Genomic DNA, 19,186 nt, shown 5'->3' with positions numbered 1-19,186 from the left:
ATTCTTAGTCCCATGATTTGTAGTTTGCTTAAGGGCGTTGAGTAATGACCATTGACGTGTTGTTTATGATCATTGGCGTAAGCTCTATGGATGTTCTGCCTGTTAAGTTGCTTATTCTGTCTTGATGTACGAACAATCCTTGTTCTAAGTTTATCTTCCTTGCTGTGGATGTTGAATGACAAATAAAGACGACCGCCACCCAAGAGTTGCCTCTGTGGTGACGGTTGTCTAATTTTGTGTCCAAAGAGCTTGATGGGCTCCTATTCTCTAGGAATCTTTGGTTCCTATGCCCTTAATGTCCAAAAACAATGGCATTCCTGCAAAATGAAATATTTTCAGTGCCGTTTCCTTCTGCTCCTGGGCATATCAAGCTGAAAACACAGTCGTTCCTGTTGAACCCTTCTATATCCTGCCACCAACCAACGTGTTTTGAATTAAGACTTCCCCAGTTTCTATCTTGCATTATTGCTAACTCTTTCGCATTCCCTTTGGTCATAAACAGTCTTTCCTTCTTGGGGGTGTCTTGCCAATAGAACACAGTGTGGACGCCTGAGCCAATTGGCAAGTTAAGATGTCTATAAGCCATTGGATCTCCGTCATAGGGGTCATTGTTATAATTGTATGTCCTATTCCTAAGTTGGAATTTGATCGTCACCTTTTCATTGGGGAGGAGCCGCACCATCTGTTCTCCTCTGTCATTCTCCCAGTTTTCGTAGGGGTGCTTTTGCTTGGGTTCTTTTATCCACACTTTTTGCATCCTCATATCCATAAGATGCCTACCTTCTTCATGCCACCATCGACTATAGCCATCAGCGACGATAACCTTCCCCTCCATTCTCTGATTGGTCACATTGGTAATGGTAAGGGTTATATCAACAGATGATTCCTCGATACAATTTTTTTCTCCTAATAACTTAATTTCGTCATCGTCCCATACTGGAGTGGCGATTTGGTTGTTGCTTCTGTTCTTTACGTATATTATATCACCATCTCGGTACCAGTTTTGGTGTGGTGGAAGAGGATCATATGCACTCCATCCATAGTCCTTGCCATAATATTCGTCTGCCAAAGAGAAAGTGGGCATCATAGGCATTAAATGCCAAACCTCTCTTTCGTTTGGGAAGTTAACTAGTAATGCTACTCTATATTTCCCCTCGGGAACCGTTATATAATTCAATTGAGGGAAGTTGCCTCCAGAAACAGAATAGCTAGGAGGGAATATCTCCACAATTTCATTGCCATCAAGAGTGGTTAGGCAATGAGTATATCGATATGCCTTCTCAAAATCTCCATCAGTAATACGATATGGTTGGTACTTTGGAGAGCCATCCAAATCGAAGAGCTGCGGTGAATATTGGTAAACAGTTCTCTTTATCTGTGTGATATCGAGAGAGGGTTGCATATAGGCGAATCCAGTTACTCTTTTAGCCTCCTCAATATCGTTGTACCTGCGAATGCGAGGCTTAATGTAGTTCATGGCTTCACGGTTTTTTTGCACCCAATACTCATGCCCATATATGTTATCTATTTTCAACGCAGGAGCAGAGTACTCCTCAAAGACGGCCACAAAGGTCATATCCTCCTTTGCATTTAGGTGAATCTCTGCCATCTGTTCTCGTTTCATTGTAAGGGTATTTTCAGTTCTATCCTGATCAACCATTCCCTTTGCCTTAGTGAAACCGCCCTTCTCATCCTTTTCGTATAGTGCAACAAGGGTGTGCTTCATAAAGTCTTTGATTTCGGCATGTATGGAGACTTCTCTACCCTCCTTATAAGTTCCCTCACCAGAGATAACGCCATATTCATAGTCTCCCTTATCCTCCCCAAGTGGTTGTAAGAGGACTAGTTTCCCATCGACTTTTAGATATGCTTCAACGCCTATCTTATACTCCTTCGCCTCTGGTGTAGGCGTAGGCTCTTTTTGTTCCTTCTTCTCGGGTTCTGGGATAGGCTCTGGTGTATCTCTTTTGTTTTTGCAACCTGTTGCTATAACTCCCATTGCAAGGACTAGACTTGCGATTAGTGTAACTCTTGTCTTCATTTTCCGTTTCAATAAAATGTTACTTGTTTGTTGGGATCGACGGTCATCTCATACTTGTAGTTTTTCCATTGCCCTTAGTGGGCGTCATCTCGTTCGGTTGTCTTTCCACTATAAATATACCAAAATATATTTACACAGCAAAATATTTTGCTGTAAAAATACTTTTTGTTTTCCCTCACTCCGTTATTTTGTAGTTTGTGCCCCCTCTCTTTGTTACCTCGTCATATCTTTATAGGATGATTGTCGATGTACTCCTCTATGATCTCTTGTACAAGGGCTTTAAGGGTCTTTCCTTCTTGCATCGCCAAAACCTTTAGCATGAAGTGACTTCTCTTTTCCAAGAGAATGTTGCAGTTTGCAAGTGTCTTCTTCTCTCCTGTCTCTTCTGTCGTTGGTTGGATGATCGCATCCAGTCCTTCAAATTTCTTTGCCATAACTGTATATATGATTAAATGTAAAATACAAAGATAGTAATAAATGAATTATTTTTCAATACTTCCGTGATAAGTTGGAAAGTGGGAACCCTATTCCCCTAGTATTTCCTTACATAACGCATCGTAGTCTTTTGCGCCATTTGAGTTTTTGTCGTAGTTGAATATATCAACTGCAACAGCGGCTGTCTCGGCCAGCTTTACATTGTCTCTAATGATCGTCTTAAAAACGAGATCAGGATAATGCATCTTTGCGGTCTCTAATACCTCCCTGTTGATGATTTTTCGTCGATCAAACTTGGTTACTAGAACCCCCATAATCTTTAGATCTGGATTGAGCCTTGACTTTACCTTGTCTATGATACCCAAGATAGTGTTCATGCCTTTTAGAGACAACGGTTCTGCCTCTATCGGAATAATCACATCCGTTGACGCTGTTAGCGCATTTAGTGTTAGTAACCCTAATGACGGAGGGCAGTCAATGATGACATAGTCCAATTGAGACAAGTACGGAGCCAATAATCCCTTAAGAAGGAGTTCTCGCCCTGGCTCTGCGGCTAATTCGAGCTCCGCAACTTGTAGATCAAGAGTAGAGGGGACCAGTTTAAGTCCTCTTTCGTTCTCAAATATAGGCATCTTTTTACCCTCCTTCAGTGCCGTATAGACGTTCTCATCTTGTTCACCGATACCCAACACCGAGGTTAGATTGGCTTGTCCATCGAGGTCTATTCCTATTGCCCTCTTTCCCATCTCCGTTAAGCCTGCTAACAAAGAGGCACTTGTTGTCGTTTTGCCGACACCTCCCTTGTAGTTGACTATTGAAATAATCTTTGTCATAAAATATGTTTTTGGTTAGTAAATCATTTACACTACAAATATAGCAATAATATTCCAATAAATCAATAGCTATGGGTGAATATATTAATCATTAAATCATATATCATTATATGCAGCAAATATATTTACGTGAATAATGTCGTCTTAATTACTTTGTATGTGCTGAATATAAGCTATTTACGCTGGCTTGTAATATTGCAGTATATTGTTATATGATAGTATGTTTATTTCATTGTATGGATAATATTATATTATACTATGTTGAAACTATTGTATTCAATAAAAAATATCGAGTATTTACGTCTATAACATATTACTTATTCTCTTTTTCTTATTTCTATGTGCTATTCCATATTTTCATGTAATAATAGAAATGTAGTATGGACAATATGTCGTTTGGCAAACTATTCATTAATGATATTGCTCTTTTCGGAGATCTATGCGAGGGAATATTTCTCCTCTTCGCACTAGTATATTTCTATTTTTACGTATATTTGTATGAAAATAGAAATAGAATATGGATTATATTAGATTCAGAGAGTTGTTTATAGATGGGGTTGCTTTTACAACTCGTCAAGCTAAGATCGTAGCTCCAGACTTAAACCTAACCAATTTATATAGATGGACTGATAAGGGCTACCTTGTTAAGCTGCGTAATGGTTGCTATGCTTTTAGGGAGTGTACGAGAAATGGTGCTTACAATTACTTCTTTTCTCAGTTCATCTATAGACCGTCATATATAAGTTTAGAGACGGCACTGTCTTTTTATGGGCTCATTCCAGAAGCAGTAGTGAGTATGACCGCAGTAACCACTTTGGGGACAAAGACATTCATTAATGATACGGGGCAGTACAGTTACCGAACCATATCTCGTCAACATTTTTGGGGTTATAGTAAACACCTTATGTCAAATGGTCGTCAATCTTATTACCTTGCGGATATGGAGAAGGCGATATTAGACTTTCTATATCTTAATACCTTCTATAATACGATAGAGGATATAACTGATTTGAGATTTGATGACTATATTATGAGCGAAGTTTTGAATCGAGAGAAGCTCCTCAGTTATACCAAGAGGTTTGATGTGTCAGCACTGAGTGATAGGGTTGAATTGTTGTTATCTTTGTATGATTAAAAGCAGTATGATGAATATAGAAGATATTAAAAAGATATTAGGGGTTAGTGTCCCACAAGATAGTAGGTTTGATAAGTATATTCTTAAAGAATATATCTTACTTGAAGTCTTGGACTTTTTGTCAAGGAATCAGTATTTCGATAAACTCACCTTCATTGGTGGCACTGCTTTAAGGGTGGCATATAATATCAATCGATTTAGTGAAGATCTTGACTTTGACTGCAAGAATTTGTCGGAGGAGGAATTTAGGTCTATGACAGATGATATTGTAAGGTTTCTCTCGAATATCGGCTATGAGATAGAAACCAAAGACAGATTCAATCCGAATTTGAAAGCCTATAGAAGAAATATTTTGTTTCCGGGCTTGCTTTATTCTCTGGGGCTTAGTCCTCATAAGGAAGAACGTTTCTTGTTAAAGATTGAGGCACAAGACCAAGGGATAGACTATGAGACCGAACAACAAATTATCTCAAAAGCTGGTTTTTATTTTCCTATTACTCTTCCTAAAATAGGAGTCCTTTGTTCAATGAAGGTCTCTGCTTTTTTAGGTAGGTCAAAAGGCCGAGATATTTATGACCTAATGTTTTTATTGGGACAAACCCGTCCAGACATTTCATTTCTGAGTCAATCAAATGGTCTAAGCAATGATAGGGAGTTATGGTGTGCTATTGACAATAGACTCAAGGAGATAGATTTAGAGCACAAGATGCTAGACTTTCAACACTTATTGTTTCGTCAAGATAATGCGAACAAGCTATTGCAATTTAAGGAGTTGACTTCTCTCGAACTAAATAAAGTCTCCTTGAATGACCCTCAAAAGAAAAGTATCAATCTGTCTTCACCTCAAAGCAAGAGAAAGGGAAGAAAACTATGATCGTTTTCATTCCCTTCTCTTCATACGTTCACTGGAGGTGTGTTGCAAATGGAAAGTAGACATCTACTCCTCTATATTGTTATTGTTATTATTGACCAGTTTGACAAAGTTAATAGATGGTAGAACAACAGTTTCGTACCCTGACTGCATTGTTAAGTTTGAAATATAACTTCTAACATATGGGAATGCAATTGCGAGGGCATTTATCTTAACAAAATCAGATTTTTTGAACTCATCAGTAATATTTTGATCTGTTACAAAAAGAACCGTATGCTTAAATCTAAACTGAAATTATTTCCTTGTAAGCTTGCCTGAAGTCTATCTTGTAGTGTCCTATGTGCAAATGTACAATAATAATTCTCCCTTTTCAAGATTTTGTTCAAGAGAAAAAGCCTATCTTCTTCTTATTTTACCCCAATTTCTTTCGGCTTGTCTTTGATACATCTGAGCGATAGCGAGTGCTCTATTTCCACCTACGTTATTCTCCATCGCATCAATCATGTCGTCAAGGAAAGACTCACTATCGGATGATTGCTTATTTGAAGCCTCAGATAGATGTTTCTCTTCCCAGAGAGCTCTTTTGTACTCAATATTATATGAGTCATTAGACCAAAAGTTTACACCATCCTCTTCAAAGTAATTACGTAAAAGAATAGTAGAATAATGGTCGCTAAGATTATCTGACCCCATCACGGAATAGTGCTTATTATCTGCGAATACGAAGTTGGAAATACCACCATCTTTGTTCCGCTCCACCATCACTTCTATTCCTCTTTTTTCCATCTCTTTTACAAACTCATCAAGGGATAGATCCTCTTTTAGAGACTGACTAATGGCTTTTTCAATATGGTAAGATCTATCAGGATTCACACTCCATTGATATGAGGTTTCACCATTGAAATAAGTCTCCAGGGTGTTTGCAGAATACTCTTTCCCGATGTCAGATCCATTGCAAACATTTCCTCTTTTTGTGTCAATAAAAGTAACACCGTAGATACGACCATCCTTGCTAAACCTTAAGAGCGCATTGATCCCCAGCTCCCTCATGTTTGATACAAACTTGACTGGGTCTTTTGTATTCCGAAGAGCCCAAGGTATAGCGTACTTAATCCTGTTGGCTCTCTCCTTTTTCCATTGTCTCTTGTTCTCTTTGAAGACACCTCCAAGCTGCTTTTTAGTGTAGAAATAACCCAATTCAGACGCTTTTATCCCGACACTTTGTCGATTGTTTTCTTCATCAATAATACTGAATAAAAGACCACCATCTTCCTCTTGTGTATGACTGTTTTTTACCGTTTCCATTCTAATGTTGTATCCAATAAGTATCGCAGAAAGCTCTCCTATACTTTTTGGCCTATACACTTCCATGGCATAATTTACAGCACGTTTAATTTTGTTTACGAGATCTCCCTCTTTGTATATTATTGGTTGAGGGGCATTCTTAATTAGTTCATCCCGTTCTTCCTTTAGATGTTTGTTTGGAGGTATGATACCGTATTTCTGACTTAGTTTTTGAAGTATTTGCCATGATCTTCTTTTAATAAAGCTATCATCAATTTTCCTGCCATTCTTGTCCACATTTAGTGAAACTACATGGTAATGGATTCTATCAATATCCTCATGCTTAAATACTATATACGGTTGAGATCCATACCCTAATTCTTCCATATAATCATCGATAAAATACTCCATCATTACTTCATTTAATTTGTCAGTAATGTGAGGGTTTATTGATGCATGGAAGACAATATTATTTGTTCTATATTCACTCGGCATGCTCCCATACATCTTCTCTTTTGCCTCAGAAAAAGTGATTTCACTTGTGCTAGGGAAAGAGAGATTTCTGGTATATAAGACCTTCGCTTCATCTTCTTCAACCTTCTTGAAATTGTATCGAAGAGTGACCGCTAGATTGTCATGAGGAGGATGAATTTTGGTGATCATAGATATTCCTTTTTCTCAAAATCCCGCTCTAAATCTGCCAATATATTCTTGCACCTTTTGTTTAACTCATTTAGTATGGCACCAGTTTCTTCGTAGAAATTAAATGGTATTGGCTGACCTAAATTTACTCCATAAGCAATTTGATTTATATTGACTCCTATCTTTCTAATTTGGAAAATAAGTTCCCTAAGGAGTTCAATTTTCTCTGGGTCTTCTACGTAGACTTGCTTAATTTTTACCTCTTCATTTCTCACAAGAAATCTGACATAATCAGATATTGTTTTAAGTTGAAGTTCATCTTTTTTCTTGTCAAGTTCGTTAAGCTCGCTTCCCTTCAACCTAAAAGAAACGACTTTATCATTAAGCCCATTTGACTTCTTCTTATCCTTCTTTTTCTTGTCCATATATATGAATTAATTTGTTTCTGATTTACGCCTATAATAGCGTTTCTCCTAATCGCTCCAAAAGTAGCCGCATTGGCTGAGTCTACCTCAAAGTGGGGTATCGTGGCATGAGTGATGGATTCCAGTTTAGTCTTCTGGAGAAATATGAGGGAACTGCGAGTATAGATTTATGTCTATTGGGAAAGGAAAAAATTATCCACGTCCCACCCTTGCGACTTTGGCGCAAGGGAATCCCCCACTACCTCCCTGTCACCTTTGGGTGACTTGGGTGAGGTGGTGGGGGTCGTCTTTTGTTTACAAAAGACACATCTAGCTATTCGTATTGGCTCTGCATCCTGCCGCACTGCATCCTGCATTTTATCACCCTGCACCCTGCATCCTGCCGCACTGCATCCTGCATTTTATCACCCTACACCCTGCATCCTACCACACTGCATCCTGCATTTTGTCACCCTACACCCTGCATCCTACCACACAAAAATATGCTTTCGTCTTTTCTCTCCTATAAAAAAATTGCATGCCACGATACCCCACTTTTGGGTTTTTCTCCTTTTCCTTTGAATCTTTGCAAAAGAAATTGTTGTTGTTCTAAGCAAAAAAAGAAATGGATAATAAGATGAAATTGCTACTTGAAGTAGCTGAACAATTCGGAGAGAAGCCGGTAGATTTTTATGATCACTTGAAGACGGTTTACGAAATGAAAGGTGTTACTCCGATGGAGGAACAGGCTAGTAAAGGTGTTATTCTTTATAAGAAAGATGAAGACCAGTTTGTCAATGCTAGGGATTACTTCGAGAAATGTCTTTTGAGATCTAATCAAGATTATTTGATAATTCTTGGGCTCAATAGAGATGACATTCTTGGTGGTAAGAAAGATGCGTTTATTGAGATAAAAGAGGGTACAAAAAATTTCTTTTCTAAAGAAATTGCCCTCAATCGAAATAAGAAATTACGCAAGTGTGCGTATGCTAAATTAGAGTTCTTTGAAAATTTCATAGAGCGTAATTCGGCTTGTCAAGTTGATAACCTGAAGGTGTTTCTAGACAAATCAAAATTCTTTTTTAGGAGAGCTCTAGAAGCTGGTGTTTTAATTAATGAGCAAGACTCTATTAAGGCCTTTTTTAGTACGAACCATAGAGAAATAGTTACAATGAAAAGAGAGGGTAATGATAAAATAACTTGTGTTTATTTGTCTCTGGAACTGTGGGCAGAGTTAGAGAAGTTCAAACCGTTTTTGCCTAAGGATTTGAGTAGTGAAGATGTAGCTAGAGGGTTGTTCTTCTTCACATTTGAAATACTTGCAAATAAGTCAAATGGGATTTGATCCTGTATGAATTTAGAGTAGATATATATATACATATATATAATAGGTATGGACAAAAAGAGAATCGCTGTATCTGGAATTAAAGGTGGTACTGGGAAGTCTACTATCGCCATGGTTATGGGTGTGATTTTGAGAGAGAGTTATGATAAAAAAGTCTGTTTGGTTGATTGCGACGAGTATCAATCTACTTTGACAAATCAGATGAAAGCAGAGGAGTCTTTCTTCTCGAATAATCCTGATATTGCAGAGAAAATTTGTGCGGCTAGAAATCGCGAAGTGAAATACTCCTCAATACTTCCTGTTGAAAAACTTGACAAGATTACTGAAGAGAATATATTGGAGATAGAGAAAAAACATGATGATTGTGATGTCTTCATTTTTGACACAAAGGGTTCTGAAGGTGATCTTCCTTTTTTTCGTTCACTCACTTTAATGGATTATATTGTTCTTCCAATTATCCTAGACAAGATTAATTCTCAGTCAGCTTTCACATGGATAAAAGGATTCAATTATGTCTTAGGATTAGAAAAAGCTGAAGTTCGTAATAAGGGTATTTGTCTCTTGTCCAATAAGATTGTTTGGGGTGATATTGAACAAGCTGCCCTGAGTGGGTGGTGGCAAGAGATTGCACGTGCCGAAGGCGTTTTTTATCTCGAAACGGGGTTGAAAATGAATACTTTCGTTGGCAAGAGTATCGACAAAATCAAAGGAGAAAATGATTCATTTTTTGAGTCAATATCTATTGTGCCTGATGATGTGGTACTGAGGATGTCTAACGCAGGAGAGGTTGTCAAAAATATCATTACCTTTGTGGATAGTAAGGAAGAAAAAAGGATAAGAAAGGTTCCATCTTCTGTGCGAGTAAAGGCACCGAACGTTGGTCAACCAAGTAATATTCTTGATCTGATAGATGAGCGTATAGAGATACTTAATCGGCTTTCTGAACAGGTTAAAACCAACAGTCTAGTTGCTTCTAAGTATCATTCTATACACGACTGCTTGATGCAATTTAGTGTGTCACAATTAGAATATCTCATGCGAGATATGCCTCCTTTGCCTGGAGTTGAGCGTAGAGCAAGGGGAGGAGGTAGAGACTTAATAGAACCATTGGAAAACAATGGGACAGATGAATTTCGTAACGTCGAGGGTTCCCCTGATGTTGCACCCAGACCAGATGATAACGACACGCTTGATGAGGTTGATAAGAGGGCAATAGCTCTCTTTACTGACTATCTAAGAAGTTTGAAAAGTAGTAGTAACCAAAATATTTAATTATCAAAGTTTTTATGGAAAATAAGATTAGAATTGCCCTTGCTGGGCTTAAGGGCGGTATCGGTAAGACCACGTTGTCTATGGTTTTGGGAAGCATCCTGAAGGAGAGTTATGGGAAAAAGGTGTGCTATGTGGATAGCGACTATTTTCAGTATCCTATCACTGCGCAAAATCAAAGAGAACAGATGTTTTTTGAGCGTCACAACGATCTTATGAGGCAAGTTTTTGAGGAAAGAGGGGTAGATTTCGATACGAGAATTATGCCTCCGATCTTCAAAATGAACGAAGGTTTTGAGCGTTCCACTTCTCCTGAGGTGGTTGAGAAAGAGCATCCTGATTGTGATGTTTTCATCTATGATTTTATGGGATCACAGGGGTTTGAAGATACCTATATGTATCTCACAAAGATGGATTACATTATTCTCCCAACTGTAATCGATACGGTTAATGCACAACCTACCTATTACTGGATGAAGGGTGTTAATTTTGGGAAGAAACTCGTTGTTAAGAATGATGGAGAGATTCGGACAAAGAAAATCTATCTTCTCTTCAATGGCTTTAATGATGAGAATTGCGATTTTGAATTGAAGTCTTGGCTCGAGGATCAAGCTCGGAGCTTTGGAATTGTTACTCTTCAGAATCCTATTAAGCACTTTAGTGGTGTTGCTAGAGATGTGACTTCAATAACAGAGGATAATAAAGACTTCTTTGTCTCTCTTTACTTGCAACCCTCTCCATACTATTGTGAGATGACAAATGTTCTTCAGGCAATTGAGGAGTTTTTGTTTGATGCGGGTATCATTGAGAAGAAGGATAATGCCCCAAGAATAATTGAAGATCCACTTGAATTTCATAAGGTCGTTTTGGAGGATCTCAAGAGCCAACTTGACGAGCTCGGTGGGTTGGCAGATCGAACTAATAACTCTATCTCAGAACTGTCTGAAAAGCATCGAGAGATACTAGAGACATATCAACGTTTGTGCAGTATGTCTATCGATGATATTAAGGCAATGTGGGGTCGGAAGGCTATTACCCCTAATGACATGTCTCTTCCTGACGAGGTTGACCAAGAGGCGCAGGAGGGCGAAGAGGGTTCAGTTGATTCTAAAGAGGAGGGACTGAAAGATGAAGCAAATGAATAATGAACAACTCAATAATGTTGCCTCTGAGGGAAAGCCCTCAGAGGTCGACATTGTTGACAATAAGCAATCTGATCCTCCGTTTGTGTTTTTGCGAGGGGATTATAGTAATTCTAAAGTTACTATTGAGATAGATAGCGATGTGTTTGAATTAGCTAGATGTCTTTGCTTCGTTAAGCCCAGTATATCACCTCAAGAAATGCTGTCAAATGTTGTTTTGGAGGGGTTGGTGGCTGCTTGTCGTCCTTATTCTGATGATATTAAGGGGGTGTTCAAGCGCAATCCATATAATAAGTTGTCTAAGTATGTAGAAAGGAGGAAGTCATGAATGGGTCGTTTTTTTTGAATTATATTGGTCCCATTATACTGTTAGTGGTGGTTCTTACATATTCTTTTTACCTCTTGTATCCTATGGTGAATGATATTAAGATGAAGAATAAGTTGGCTGAGAAGGGGCAGAAAAAGGAAGAAGAGGAGTTTGAGGAAGATAGTGAGGAGGATGCTTTGTCTTCTTCAACTTCAGATGATTCTCTAAGGCAACAGAATGAGGAGCGAGAGAGCTGCCCTGTTGTTACCTATTCCGATAAGGCAAATGCTATTCGGGATGAAAATAATAGGATCGACGATATTGTTAATAGGGAGAATATGGCTTTGGCTGTTGGTGCTATGCCTAGTTATGAGGATGATCCAACTTCTATTGACCTACAAGATCTTTTGGATCTGAAGAAAGCTATTAAAACTATGACTAGGGAACTTACTATTGCAAGAAGAAGTAATGCTGATTTGCAGAGATTAATTAAGTCCCTTAAAAGAGAGCATGAGGATGCCTTAAACAGGGTTGTCGACACAGATCTTTGGGAGGCAGAGAAGAGGGGATGGCAACAAAGTTTTGCTGTTGCATTCAGGGAATATGAAAGCCAGAAGGCTTCTCTTCCCCCAAAGAAAAGAGAGGATAATAAGTAGTTTTTTCATTTTTTTATTTATTGATTGAAAGTTATTTGGGATATGGGTGCTAGTGATAGTACCCATTTCTATTTTCCCAATCAATCGCATGCCACAATACCCCACTTTGAGGTCTTGTATCTTTTTCTCGTCACGTTTGCATAAACGTCATTCTAACCAGAATGCTAGTGAATATATGTGTGAGAGTTTTGAGAGCGTTTTTACTTTGCTTTGAAATAAACGTGGAATGCAGAGATTACGACCTCTAAATGGATTTTGTTGGTTAATATTAGATTCTAGTAATCTACAACTTTATGGCAAATACGGATTTGGACAAGATGGTGGATTTCATTAGAAATATCTCTTTCTTGTTTTTATTGGTTCATTTTTACATTTGGTGCAATGAGTTGTTTGTTTCGTTTGGGTTATTTCACCCCATTGCAGACAAACTTATTAGAGCTTTCTTTTCCCCAATAGGGTTCTGCGAGAATCCTTTGTTGTCTAAATTAATTGTAGCTATAATGGTGGCTATCTCGTGTATTGGCTCTAATGGCAAAAAGAAACCAAATGTTAATCTAACTCTTGCTCTATCACTCTTGGGGAGCGGGTTCGTTATCTTTCTCGGTTCAATAGTTCTTCTTCCAATTACGCTGTGGGGATATGCTATTGTTAGTCTTTTTTCTTTTTTCCTTATTTACTACGGGGCAATCCTTTTGTCGCAGTATATCTCTTATAATCAGAATATAGACGACCCGTTTAATGACGAAAATGAGAGCTTTATGCAGAATCAAAAGTACATGGAGAACGAGTACTCCGTCAATCTGCGAACAAAGTTTTATTACAAGAAAAAATATCATGATGGGTGGATCAATGTTATTAATCCATTCAGAGCGACCACGGTACTTGGAACCCCAGGCTCAGGAAAGTCCTTTGCTGTTATCAATGAGTTCATACGTCAGCACATTGAGAAAGGCTTCACAATGTACATTTATGACTTCAAGTTTCCAGACCTTACCGAAATCGCTTATAACCACTTCTTGGTCTATAAAGAGAATTATAAGAAGATTAAAGTCAAGGTCTCTAGTAAAAATCACCAAGCTGGTAAAATGCCTAGTTTTTACATCGTTAATTTTGATGACTTGAGTAGGACGCACAGGTGCAACCCTCTCAATCCTATTTTCCTTGAGGATATGTCTGATGCGTATGAAAGTGCGTATGTTATTATGGTTAACCTCAATAAAACGTGGACGGAGAAGCAAGGAGAGTTTTTCACTGAGTCTGCTATAATCTTCACTAGTGCTTGTATTTGGTTTCTCAAACTATATAAGAATGGTCGTTATTGTACCCTTCCTCATTTGTTAGAGCTCATTAGTACAGATTATGAGGATCTGTTTCCTATACTCATATCCTATGATGAGTTGACTAACTATATGCGTCCTTTTATTGGTGCATGGGAGGGCGGAGCTCAAGATCAGTTGCAAGGTCAGATTGCTAGTGCTCAGTTGGGTATTTCACGTATTACATCTCCAGCTTTGTACTGGGTGATGAGCGGGAATGACTTCTCTCTTGATATTAATGATCCTAATGATCCTAAGATTTTATGTGTTGGGAATAATCCTCTTCGTCAAAATATCTATGCAGCGGCTCTCGGTCTAATCAACTTCCGTTTGGTTGCTCGTATCAACAGGAAATACAAACAGAAGTGTAGTGTTATTATTGATGAGTTGCCAACCATCTACTTCCGAGGTATTGATACTTTGATCGCTACAGCTCGAAGTAACTTAATCTCTATTTGCCTTGGCTTCCAAGATTACTCTCAAATTATCAGAGACTATGGAGATAAGCAAGCTAAGGCTATTATCAATACCATTGGTAATCTGTTTTCCGGTCAGGTTACAGGTGAAACCGCAGATGCGCTCTCCAGACGTTTCGGTCAAAGTGTGCAGGCTCAACAGAGCGCATCTATTAGTGACTCTGGCACGTCCATCTCACTTTCTAGTCAGATGCATAATTTGATCCCAGCAAGTAAGATTTCTAACCTTTCTCAAGGTCAGTTTGTAGGTTCAATTGTTGATAATTTTGACGAGAATATTAAGCTGAAGACATTCAATGCACAGATAGTAGTTGACACAGAGAAAATCAAACGGGATACCAAGAATTGGACCTCTATCCCTGTGTTGGCGAATATGGTGGATGAGGATGGTGAAGATCGTTTGAATGAGATTGTCCAAGAAAACTTCTCTAAAATTAAAAGAGAAGTTGAGCAAATCATTAAAGATGAAACTGCTAGGATCGCTGCGGATCCATTGCTATGTGGGCTTCTTGTCAAAAAAAATGAGGGGTAGTATAATTCTCTTTCTCTGTTTGTGTGCTATGTGCCTATCATTTCGAGAGGTGCATGACCCTCCTGTAAGAGAGTGGTACGACGATGAGTCTTGGAGTTCTCTAAGGGTGAATCCATACTTAGGGAACCGCCCTTTATTACCCAATAGGGTAATTATCCCATGTTTCCCCTTTTCCTTCCCTACAGGAGAGCTGGGTAGAGTATCGAGTAAATACGGATGGCGATCCAATAGAATGCACCGAGGGATAGATATTGCACTTCCATCTAACTCTCCCGTCTATTCCACTTGGGCGGGGATTGTTAGAACAAAGGGGGACGATGCAACTGGTTTTGGGAAATATATAGTTGTACGGCATTCCAATGGACTAGAAACTGTATATGGACACCTTAATAGCATTTTGGTGCAACGTGGTGATAAGGTCTTGTCTGGCGATTTAATCGGTCTAAGCGGAAACACCGGTCGTAGTACTGGTCCACACCTCCACTTCGAGGTTCGTTATAAGGGAGGAGATTTTAGTCCATCCCTTATAATTAATTTCGAGAAACGACACCCTATGGGTGATACCTTTCTCTGGACAAAGCATCTATATCCTAAGAATAATAAGAGAAGTGGTCTAAAAGTGTATCGACTTAAGGAAGATACTACGTTGGAGTTGCTGTGCGAAGAAAAAGATTGGGATTTAGAGGAGTTATGTCTTCTCAATGGGGTGCTACCTGATATGCAATTGAAAAAAGGAAGAATGATAAGGTGCCCTTAAAGCAAATATAATTTATATATTATATTGTCCTATATTGAACCGTTGAAAATAATTCATATTGAAATAGCGTAATATATTACACTACTATAATTATTATATAGGTTTTTGTTTTCTCTTCTCCTGTTGTTTGATACAAATATTGTTTGCTTAAAATAATGTTTGTGGTAGAAACTCTTTATGTGTTTATTGTCTAATTATTCGATAGACTATTTGAAAATCAGATGTTTCCATGTATAAAATATGTTCTTTCTGGAGTTTTTATTGTTTATCTATTCTTGCCTCTCCTTTGTATGTAAAATTATTTACTTCTTTTAATTGGAAGTTGTCTATGTAGTGATGTATCGAATATAATAATATATTATGTGCGTAACATTGTATAAGCATAATAATATTGCACTATTTATAATCGCAGAAACTCAACGGAGCAAAATCTCCGCTTCGTTTCTACCCCCTTATATTGCTTGTAAATATAATAAGTGTTTGTTGCAGGTGACGCACCTTAGAAAAACCTTGAAAAGAAAAATAAGGAACCACACAAATGTAAGGTATAAGGGCGGAAAGGCAACTGCAAGCAGCGCCACTCCGTCCAAAATAAAGCTGATTGCTCTCGCGAAAAGGCTATGCAAACGGCTTTTTTCTTTTCAAGGGGAAAGCAAATACAATAGAAGTCGGCCACATATAAATGTGTGGCTGACTTAATGAGACAAAGACGAATGGTAAGACTCGCTACTCGTTGTCGTAACTTTCGCTCGCGAACTTCGAGTGACCCTTCCACTCTCGTTTTCGCTATGCTTCAAGTACGACCCCTCCTAACGCTTCGCCACACCATTTTAGACATAGGCTGAGTACTTGCCCCAAGGGGCTACGCACACAGCCGTTTGCTCATTAAGGACCCAAAGATGTGCAAGCGAGCTGTAACAGTTCATTAGTTTGATAAAAATAGCTATCTTTGTTGCAAACAAATATTATTTAGAGTAAAATAGAGATATTAAATATATGCTACTGAGAGTTCGGATTGGAAATTTCACCTCCTACAGAAAGGTGCAAGAGTTTACTATGTTCCCAAATAAGGATATAGTGAACTTAGCAGACCATATATTTGACAGCAATACCATCCCTATTCTAAAGATGGGAGTCCTTTATGGGAATAATGCATCAGGAAAGTCTAACTTTGTAAAAGCTCTAAGATTTATAAGGAGTTTTGCTATCTCACTTGAAGACTTTAAAAGTAGTGATGTGTGGAGTCAGCTATACAGGCTTGCTCCTAATGAGGAAGTGAAGAATAGTTCACTTAGTATCTTAGTAGAGTTTAAGGTCAGCTCTAGCTATTACACTTATGAGATAGAATTGGATATGGATGGTGTTAGATTGGAACAACTGTCTAAAACATCGCTTTCTGACTTTAGTCGAGAGCCTATTTTTACTCGTAGATATTCTACTGTTAAGCTATCGGATAGGTTATCATCGAAGTCTTTATCTCAGTGGTCACATACCAAGGATGTTGTTAAACGTGGCTTGACAGGGGAAGATAATAAATATCGCTCGTTGCTTGGTCTTCTTAATGAGTTTCCTATTTTAGAAGAAAAAGATGTTTTAGAAGCCTTTCAATGGTTTAGAGAAAAACTAGTGGTTGTCTCCAAAGGTAGGGTTTACAATGAAATAAACGCTCTTTTGCATCGTAGTCCTTCTTTGAAGGATTTTTCCTTGAAGTTTATTCAAGGCGTAGACATGGGAATTGATGCATTCCGTCTTGATGTGTCGAATCTCGATACTTGGCTTAGAAAGCACACTGATATTGCAAGTAATATATCTTTAAGAGAGCTTAGCAACCCTAGTGAGGTTCACTCTCTCGTTTATAAGAATGAACGCCCTGTATTCAATAGAGTAAAAGAAAATGGTGTAGAAAAAATCTTAGAGTTGGTTTTTTCTCATATTGGAGAGGATGGGAAAGTCTATGACCTAGGAGTTCAAGATGAATCTGATGGAACTATAAGGACTTTGCATTTAATCCCTACTATTCATTACGCACTTGCAAATTCAGGTATTGTTATCATCGATGAGATTGACACAAGCCTTCATTCCAATCTGCTTCTTGATATTGTCGCATTCTTCTCGCATTCCAAGTCAGAGGGTCAACTTTTATTTACATCTCACGATACCAGTCTTCTAGACTCTATCGGTGTATTAAGAGCAGATGAGGTATGGTTCGTAGAAAAGAAACACGGAGCTAGTTATTTATATTCTTTAGACTCATATATGAGTGATATGAATGGAAGGGTATCACAACAATATAGAGAGGGAAGATTTGGTGCCAATTATAGCGGTAATCTTGGAGAACTCAATAATGAAACCAGATAAACTATCGTACACACGCACAATTAGTAGGAAGGTAAAGAGGGTGGCAACATCTAGGTTTCTTGAACTCACAAGCTTTACTACGTCAAACCGACCTATATTTGAATTAAACGACCTTCCAAAAAACTATTCACGAGAAGTAAAAACAAAGAGAGGTACACGGCTCTATATCATTATTTCAGGAGCTGAAAAGAAAGAGTATAAGTACTTCTCCAACCTTGGACACATAGTGCCTGTAGGTATGGCAGTACCACTTGTTTTTGCTTGTCCTATTGGTTTTAAGTCTGGTGCTAATACAATGTCTCATTATGGTTCAGCTCCAAATGATATTGTCTCTTATTGGGAGGAGCGATTTGACGAAGAAACTTCTGTGTTGTGTATTGATGACAGAGTTTATGAGTTATCAAATGAAGATAGAGTCTTCTTTGTCTCGGATGTAGATGAATATCACAAGCAACTCAGCCAACATCTTAGCAAATCCAACAACAGATGTTATAAATGGATTGTCAGCAATCCTTGCTTTGAAACATGGCTCTACTACAGTTATGTTGGAAATCCTGCAAAAGAACATATTGAGACACTTCAAAATGAAAGCATAAGCCAACGATCTAAGCTTCTTAAAAAGATAGGTAATGATGTGCACAAAGGTGGTTTAGACCCTAGAATTGCTCCAAAGTATATTCACAAAGCCATTGAGCGTTGTGACGAGTATGGGTACAAAGTAGATGAAAACAATGTACCTCTGCTTTTTTGTACAGATATGCTCTTTTTTGCCAAAGATTTTATAGAATACATTTCTAAATTTAAATGACAAAGCAATTGCCTTTCGGTACCACAATATTCTAGACATTGGCTGAGTACTTGCCCCAATGGGCTACGACACAGCCGTTTTTTCTTTTAAGTAGGAACAAAACTAGAGAGGAATATCGTCTTGCGACTTGTATGGACTTTATGTTCTCGCTTCTCTCGAATATGCCGTCCATACAAGCCTCTAAGACTTCTATAATAGGTCGGCCACATATAAATGTGTGGCTGACCTATTGATTAGACAAAACGAATGAAAAGGCTATACTATCGTATACGCCACTTCATTCTAAGTAAAGCTGAAAGCTACGCTACACTACGCTTACAGCATTTGAGGATTAATTAGAGCTTGCTGAATTAGGAGATGTGTTATTTTTGAAGAATTGAGACGCATGCAGGATATTGGCGAACCATTTGTAATTTTGGAGAAAAAAACGAAGGAAATAGGAGCGACAAAATAATGCGGATAAGTTCCCTGAGGAACGTTATCACATTTTTCGCTAAGAAAGACATAGCGACTGCTACCTCCGTTGTCTCTGGAAGTCGTGTCCTTATCCTAGCAGCTCCGTAGCGCATCTTCAC

Annotated in this window: 18 protein-coding genes; 11 read left to right on the top strand and 7 right to left on the bottom strand. The window is 38.3% G+C overall.

The genetic code is table 11. The features are described 5' to 3' along the window. Window positions 1-292 precede the first annotated feature (292 nt). The 3 genes from A3GG_RS0104075 to A3GG_RS0104065 form a co-directional block, all read right to left on the bottom strand. The gene (locus tag A3GG_RS0104075) at window positions 293-2,041 is read right to left on the bottom strand and encodes a hypothetical protein (protein WP_018358046.1); all 1,749 of its coding nucleotides are present in this window, start codon (window positions 2,039-2,041) and stop codon (window positions 293-295) included. A gap of 221 nt (window positions 2,042-2,262) precedes the next feature. Next, entirely contained in the window at window positions 2,263-2,475 is a 213-nt protein-coding gene (locus A3GG_RS11810; protein ID WP_018358045.1) for a hypothetical protein, read from the bottom strand. 90 nt (window positions 2,476-2,565) lie between these two features. After that, a complete protein-coding gene (locus A3GG_RS0104065) occupies window positions 2,566-3,309 on the bottom strand; it encodes a ParA family protein (protein WP_018358044.1) in 744 nt (247 codons plus the stop codon). 517 nt (window positions 3,310-3,826) lie between these two features. Here A3GG_RS0104065 and A3GG_RS0104060 point away from each other — a divergent pair. Together A3GG_RS0104060 and A3GG_RS0104055 are read left to right on the top strand one after the other, a co-directional pair. After that, window positions 3,827-4,444: a type IV toxin-antitoxin system AbiEi family antitoxin domain-containing protein gene (locus A3GG_RS0104060; RefSeq protein ID WP_018358043.1), complete on the top strand. Its 618-nt coding sequence runs from the start codon at window positions 3,827-3,829 to the stop codon at window positions 4,442-4,444. A 7-nt stretch (window positions 4,445-4,451) separates the two neighbouring features. Then, window positions 4,452-5,318, top strand: coding sequence for a nucleotidyl transferase AbiEii/AbiGii toxin family protein (locus A3GG_RS0104055; RefSeq protein WP_083900374.1), 867 nt, complete (start codon window positions 4,452-4,454; stop codon window positions 5,316-5,318). Between the two features lie 63 nt (window positions 5,319-5,381). Here the strand turns inward: A3GG_RS0104055 and A3GG_RS13055 are convergent, their stop codons facing one another. From A3GG_RS13055 to A3GG_RS0104045, 3 genes are all read right to left on the bottom strand, one after another. Next, on the bottom strand, window positions 5,382-5,561 hold the full coding sequence (locus A3GG_RS13055) for a protein-export chaperone SecB (protein ID WP_083900373.1): 180 nt from the start codon (window positions 5,559-5,561) through the stop codon (window positions 5,382-5,384). 150 nt (window positions 5,562-5,711) lie between these two features. Beyond that, window positions 5,712-7,262: a relaxase/mobilization nuclease domain-containing protein gene (locus tag A3GG_RS0104050; RefSeq protein WP_018358041.1), complete on the bottom strand. Its 1,551-nt coding sequence runs from the start codon at window positions 7,260-7,262 to the stop codon at window positions 5,712-5,714. Then, window positions 7,259-7,666, bottom strand: a complete 408-nt coding sequence (locus A3GG_RS0104045; protein ID WP_018358040.1) for a plasmid mobilization protein — start codon at window positions 7,664-7,666, stop codon at window positions 7,259-7,261. Before A3GG_RS0104045 ends, A3GG_RS0104050 begins: the two co-directional genes overlap by 4 nt. Before the next feature lie 604 nt (window positions 7,667-8,270). On the opposite strand from A3GG_RS0104045, the gene A3GG_RS0104035 reads away from it, so the two are divergent. From A3GG_RS0104035 to A3GG_RS12775, 9 genes are all read left to right on the top strand, one after another. Continuing rightward, window positions 8,271-8,990, top strand: a complete 720-nt coding sequence (locus tag A3GG_RS0104035) for a hypothetical protein (protein WP_018358038.1) — start codon at window positions 8,271-8,273, stop codon at window positions 8,988-8,990. A 48-nt stretch (window positions 8,991-9,038) separates the two neighbouring features. Continuing rightward, on the top strand, window positions 9,039-10,262 hold the full coding sequence (locus A3GG_RS12785; RefSeq protein ID WP_018358037.1) for a nucleotide-binding protein: 1,224 nt from the start codon (window positions 9,039-9,041) through the stop codon (window positions 10,260-10,262). A gap of 14 nt (window positions 10,263-10,276) precedes the next feature. Continuing rightward, window positions 10,277-11,404, top strand: a complete 1,128-nt coding sequence (locus A3GG_RS0104025) for a nucleotide-binding protein (protein WP_018358036.1) — start codon at window positions 10,277-10,279, stop codon at window positions 11,402-11,404. After that, window positions 11,397-11,729 carry a hypothetical protein gene (locus A3GG_RS0104020; protein ID WP_167620636.1) on the top strand — a complete coding sequence of 111 codons (333 nt, stop codon included), beginning with the start codon at window positions 11,397-11,399 and terminating at the stop codon, window positions 11,727-11,729. The genes A3GG_RS0104025 and A3GG_RS0104020 overlap by 8 nt, the downstream gene beginning before the upstream one ends. A 101-nt stretch (window positions 11,730-11,830) precedes the next feature. Next, window positions 11,831-12,364 (top strand): hypothetical protein, encoded by a 534-nt coding sequence (locus A3GG_RS0104015; protein ID WP_134849890.1) that lies wholly within the window; start codon window positions 11,831-11,833, stop codon window positions 12,362-12,364. 293 nt (window positions 12,365-12,657) lie between these two features. Continuing rightward, complete coding sequence (locus tag A3GG_RS0104010; protein ID WP_026215607.1) at window positions 12,658-14,688, top strand: YWFCY domain-containing protein; 2,031 nt, start codon at window positions 12,658-12,660, stop codon at window positions 14,686-14,688. 28 nt (window positions 14,689-14,716) lie between these two features. Then, complete coding sequence (locus A3GG_RS13050) at window positions 14,717-15,445, top strand: M23 family metallopeptidase (protein WP_167620637.1); 729 nt, start codon at window positions 14,717-14,719, stop codon at window positions 15,443-15,445. 1,041 nt (window positions 15,446-16,486) lie between these two features. After that, window positions 16,487-17,803: an AAA family ATPase gene (locus tag A3GG_RS0103995; protein WP_248637651.1), complete on the top strand. Its 1,317-nt coding sequence runs from the start codon at window positions 16,487-16,489 to the stop codon at window positions 17,801-17,803. A gap of 40 nt (window positions 17,804-17,843) precedes the next feature. Then, window positions 17,844-18,611 (top strand): RloB family protein, encoded by a 768-nt coding sequence (locus tag A3GG_RS12775; RefSeq protein ID WP_169333148.1) that lies wholly within the window; start codon window positions 17,844-17,846, stop codon window positions 18,609-18,611. A 362-nt stretch (window positions 18,612-18,973) separates the two neighbouring features. Here the strand turns inward: A3GG_RS12775 and A3GG_RS13700 are convergent. Continuing rightward, window positions 18,974-19,186 (bottom strand): hypothetical protein (locus A3GG_RS13700; RefSeq protein WP_211205865.1); only part of this gene is annotated, 213 nt, incomplete at its 5' end.

Source organism: Porphyromonas levii DSM 23370, from assembly GCF_000379925.1.
Lineage (GTDB): Bacteria > Bacteroidota > Bacteroidia > Bacteroidales > Porphyromonadaceae > Porphyromonas_A > Porphyromonas_A levii.
Note: the sequence above shows the minus strand (reverse complement) of the source record. Positions and strands in the feature narration are given on the sequence as shown.

What these genes read in the sequence shown, in the direction of transcription:
- A3GG_RS0104075 (WP_018358046.1), bottom strand. Translation starts at nt 2,041, where the DNA reads ATGAAGACAAGAGTTACACTAATCGCAAGTCTAGTCCTTGCAATGGGA.
- A3GG_RS11810 (WP_018358045.1), bottom strand. Translation starts at nt 2,475, where the DNA reads ATGGCAAAGAAATTTGAAGGACTGGATGCGATCATCCAACCAACGACA.
- A3GG_RS0104065 (WP_018358044.1), bottom strand. Translation starts at nt 3,309, where the DNA reads ATGACAAAGATTATTTCAATAGTCAACTACAAGGGAGGTGTCGGCAAA.
- A3GG_RS0104060 (WP_018358043.1), top strand. Translation starts at nt 3,827, where the DNA reads ATGGATTATATTAGATTCAGAGAGTTGTTTATAGATGGGGTTGCTTTT.
- A3GG_RS0104055 (WP_083900374.1), top strand. Translation starts at nt 4,452, where the DNA reads ATGATGAATATAGAAGATATTAAAAAGATATTAGGGGTTAGTGTCCCA.
- A3GG_RS0104050 (WP_018358041.1), bottom strand. Translation starts at nt 7,262, where the DNA reads ATGATCACCAAAATTCATCCTCCTCATGACAATCTAGCGGTCACTCTT.
- A3GG_RS0104045 (WP_018358040.1), bottom strand. Translation starts at nt 7,666, where the DNA reads ATGGACAAGAAAAAGAAGGATAAGAAGAAGTCAAATGGGCTTAATGAT.
- A3GG_RS0104035 (WP_018358038.1), top strand. Translation starts at nt 8,271, where the DNA reads ATGGATAATAAGATGAAATTGCTACTTGAAGTAGCTGAACAATTCGGA.
- A3GG_RS12785 (WP_018358037.1), top strand. Translation starts at nt 9,039, where the DNA reads ATGGACAAAAAGAGAATCGCTGTATCTGGAATTAAAGGTGGTACTGGG.
- A3GG_RS0104025 (WP_018358036.1), top strand. Translation starts at nt 10,277, where the DNA reads ATGGAAAATAAGATTAGAATTGCCCTTGCTGGGCTTAAGGGCGGTATC.
- A3GG_RS0104020 (WP_167620636.1), top strand. Translation starts at nt 11,397, where the DNA reads ATGAATAATGAACAACTCAATAATGTTGCCTCTGAGGGAAAGCCCTCA.
- A3GG_RS0104015 (WP_134849890.1), top strand. Translation starts at nt 11,831, where the DNA reads ATGAAGAATAAGTTGGCTGAGAAGGGGCAGAAAAAGGAAGAAGAGGAG.
- A3GG_RS0104010 (WP_026215607.1), top strand. Translation starts at nt 12,658, where the DNA reads ATGGCAAATACGGATTTGGACAAGATGGTGGATTTCATTAGAAATATC.
- A3GG_RS13050 (WP_167620637.1), top strand. Translation starts at nt 14,717, where the DNA reads ATGTGCCTATCATTTCGAGAGGTGCATGACCCTCCTGTAAGAGAGTGG.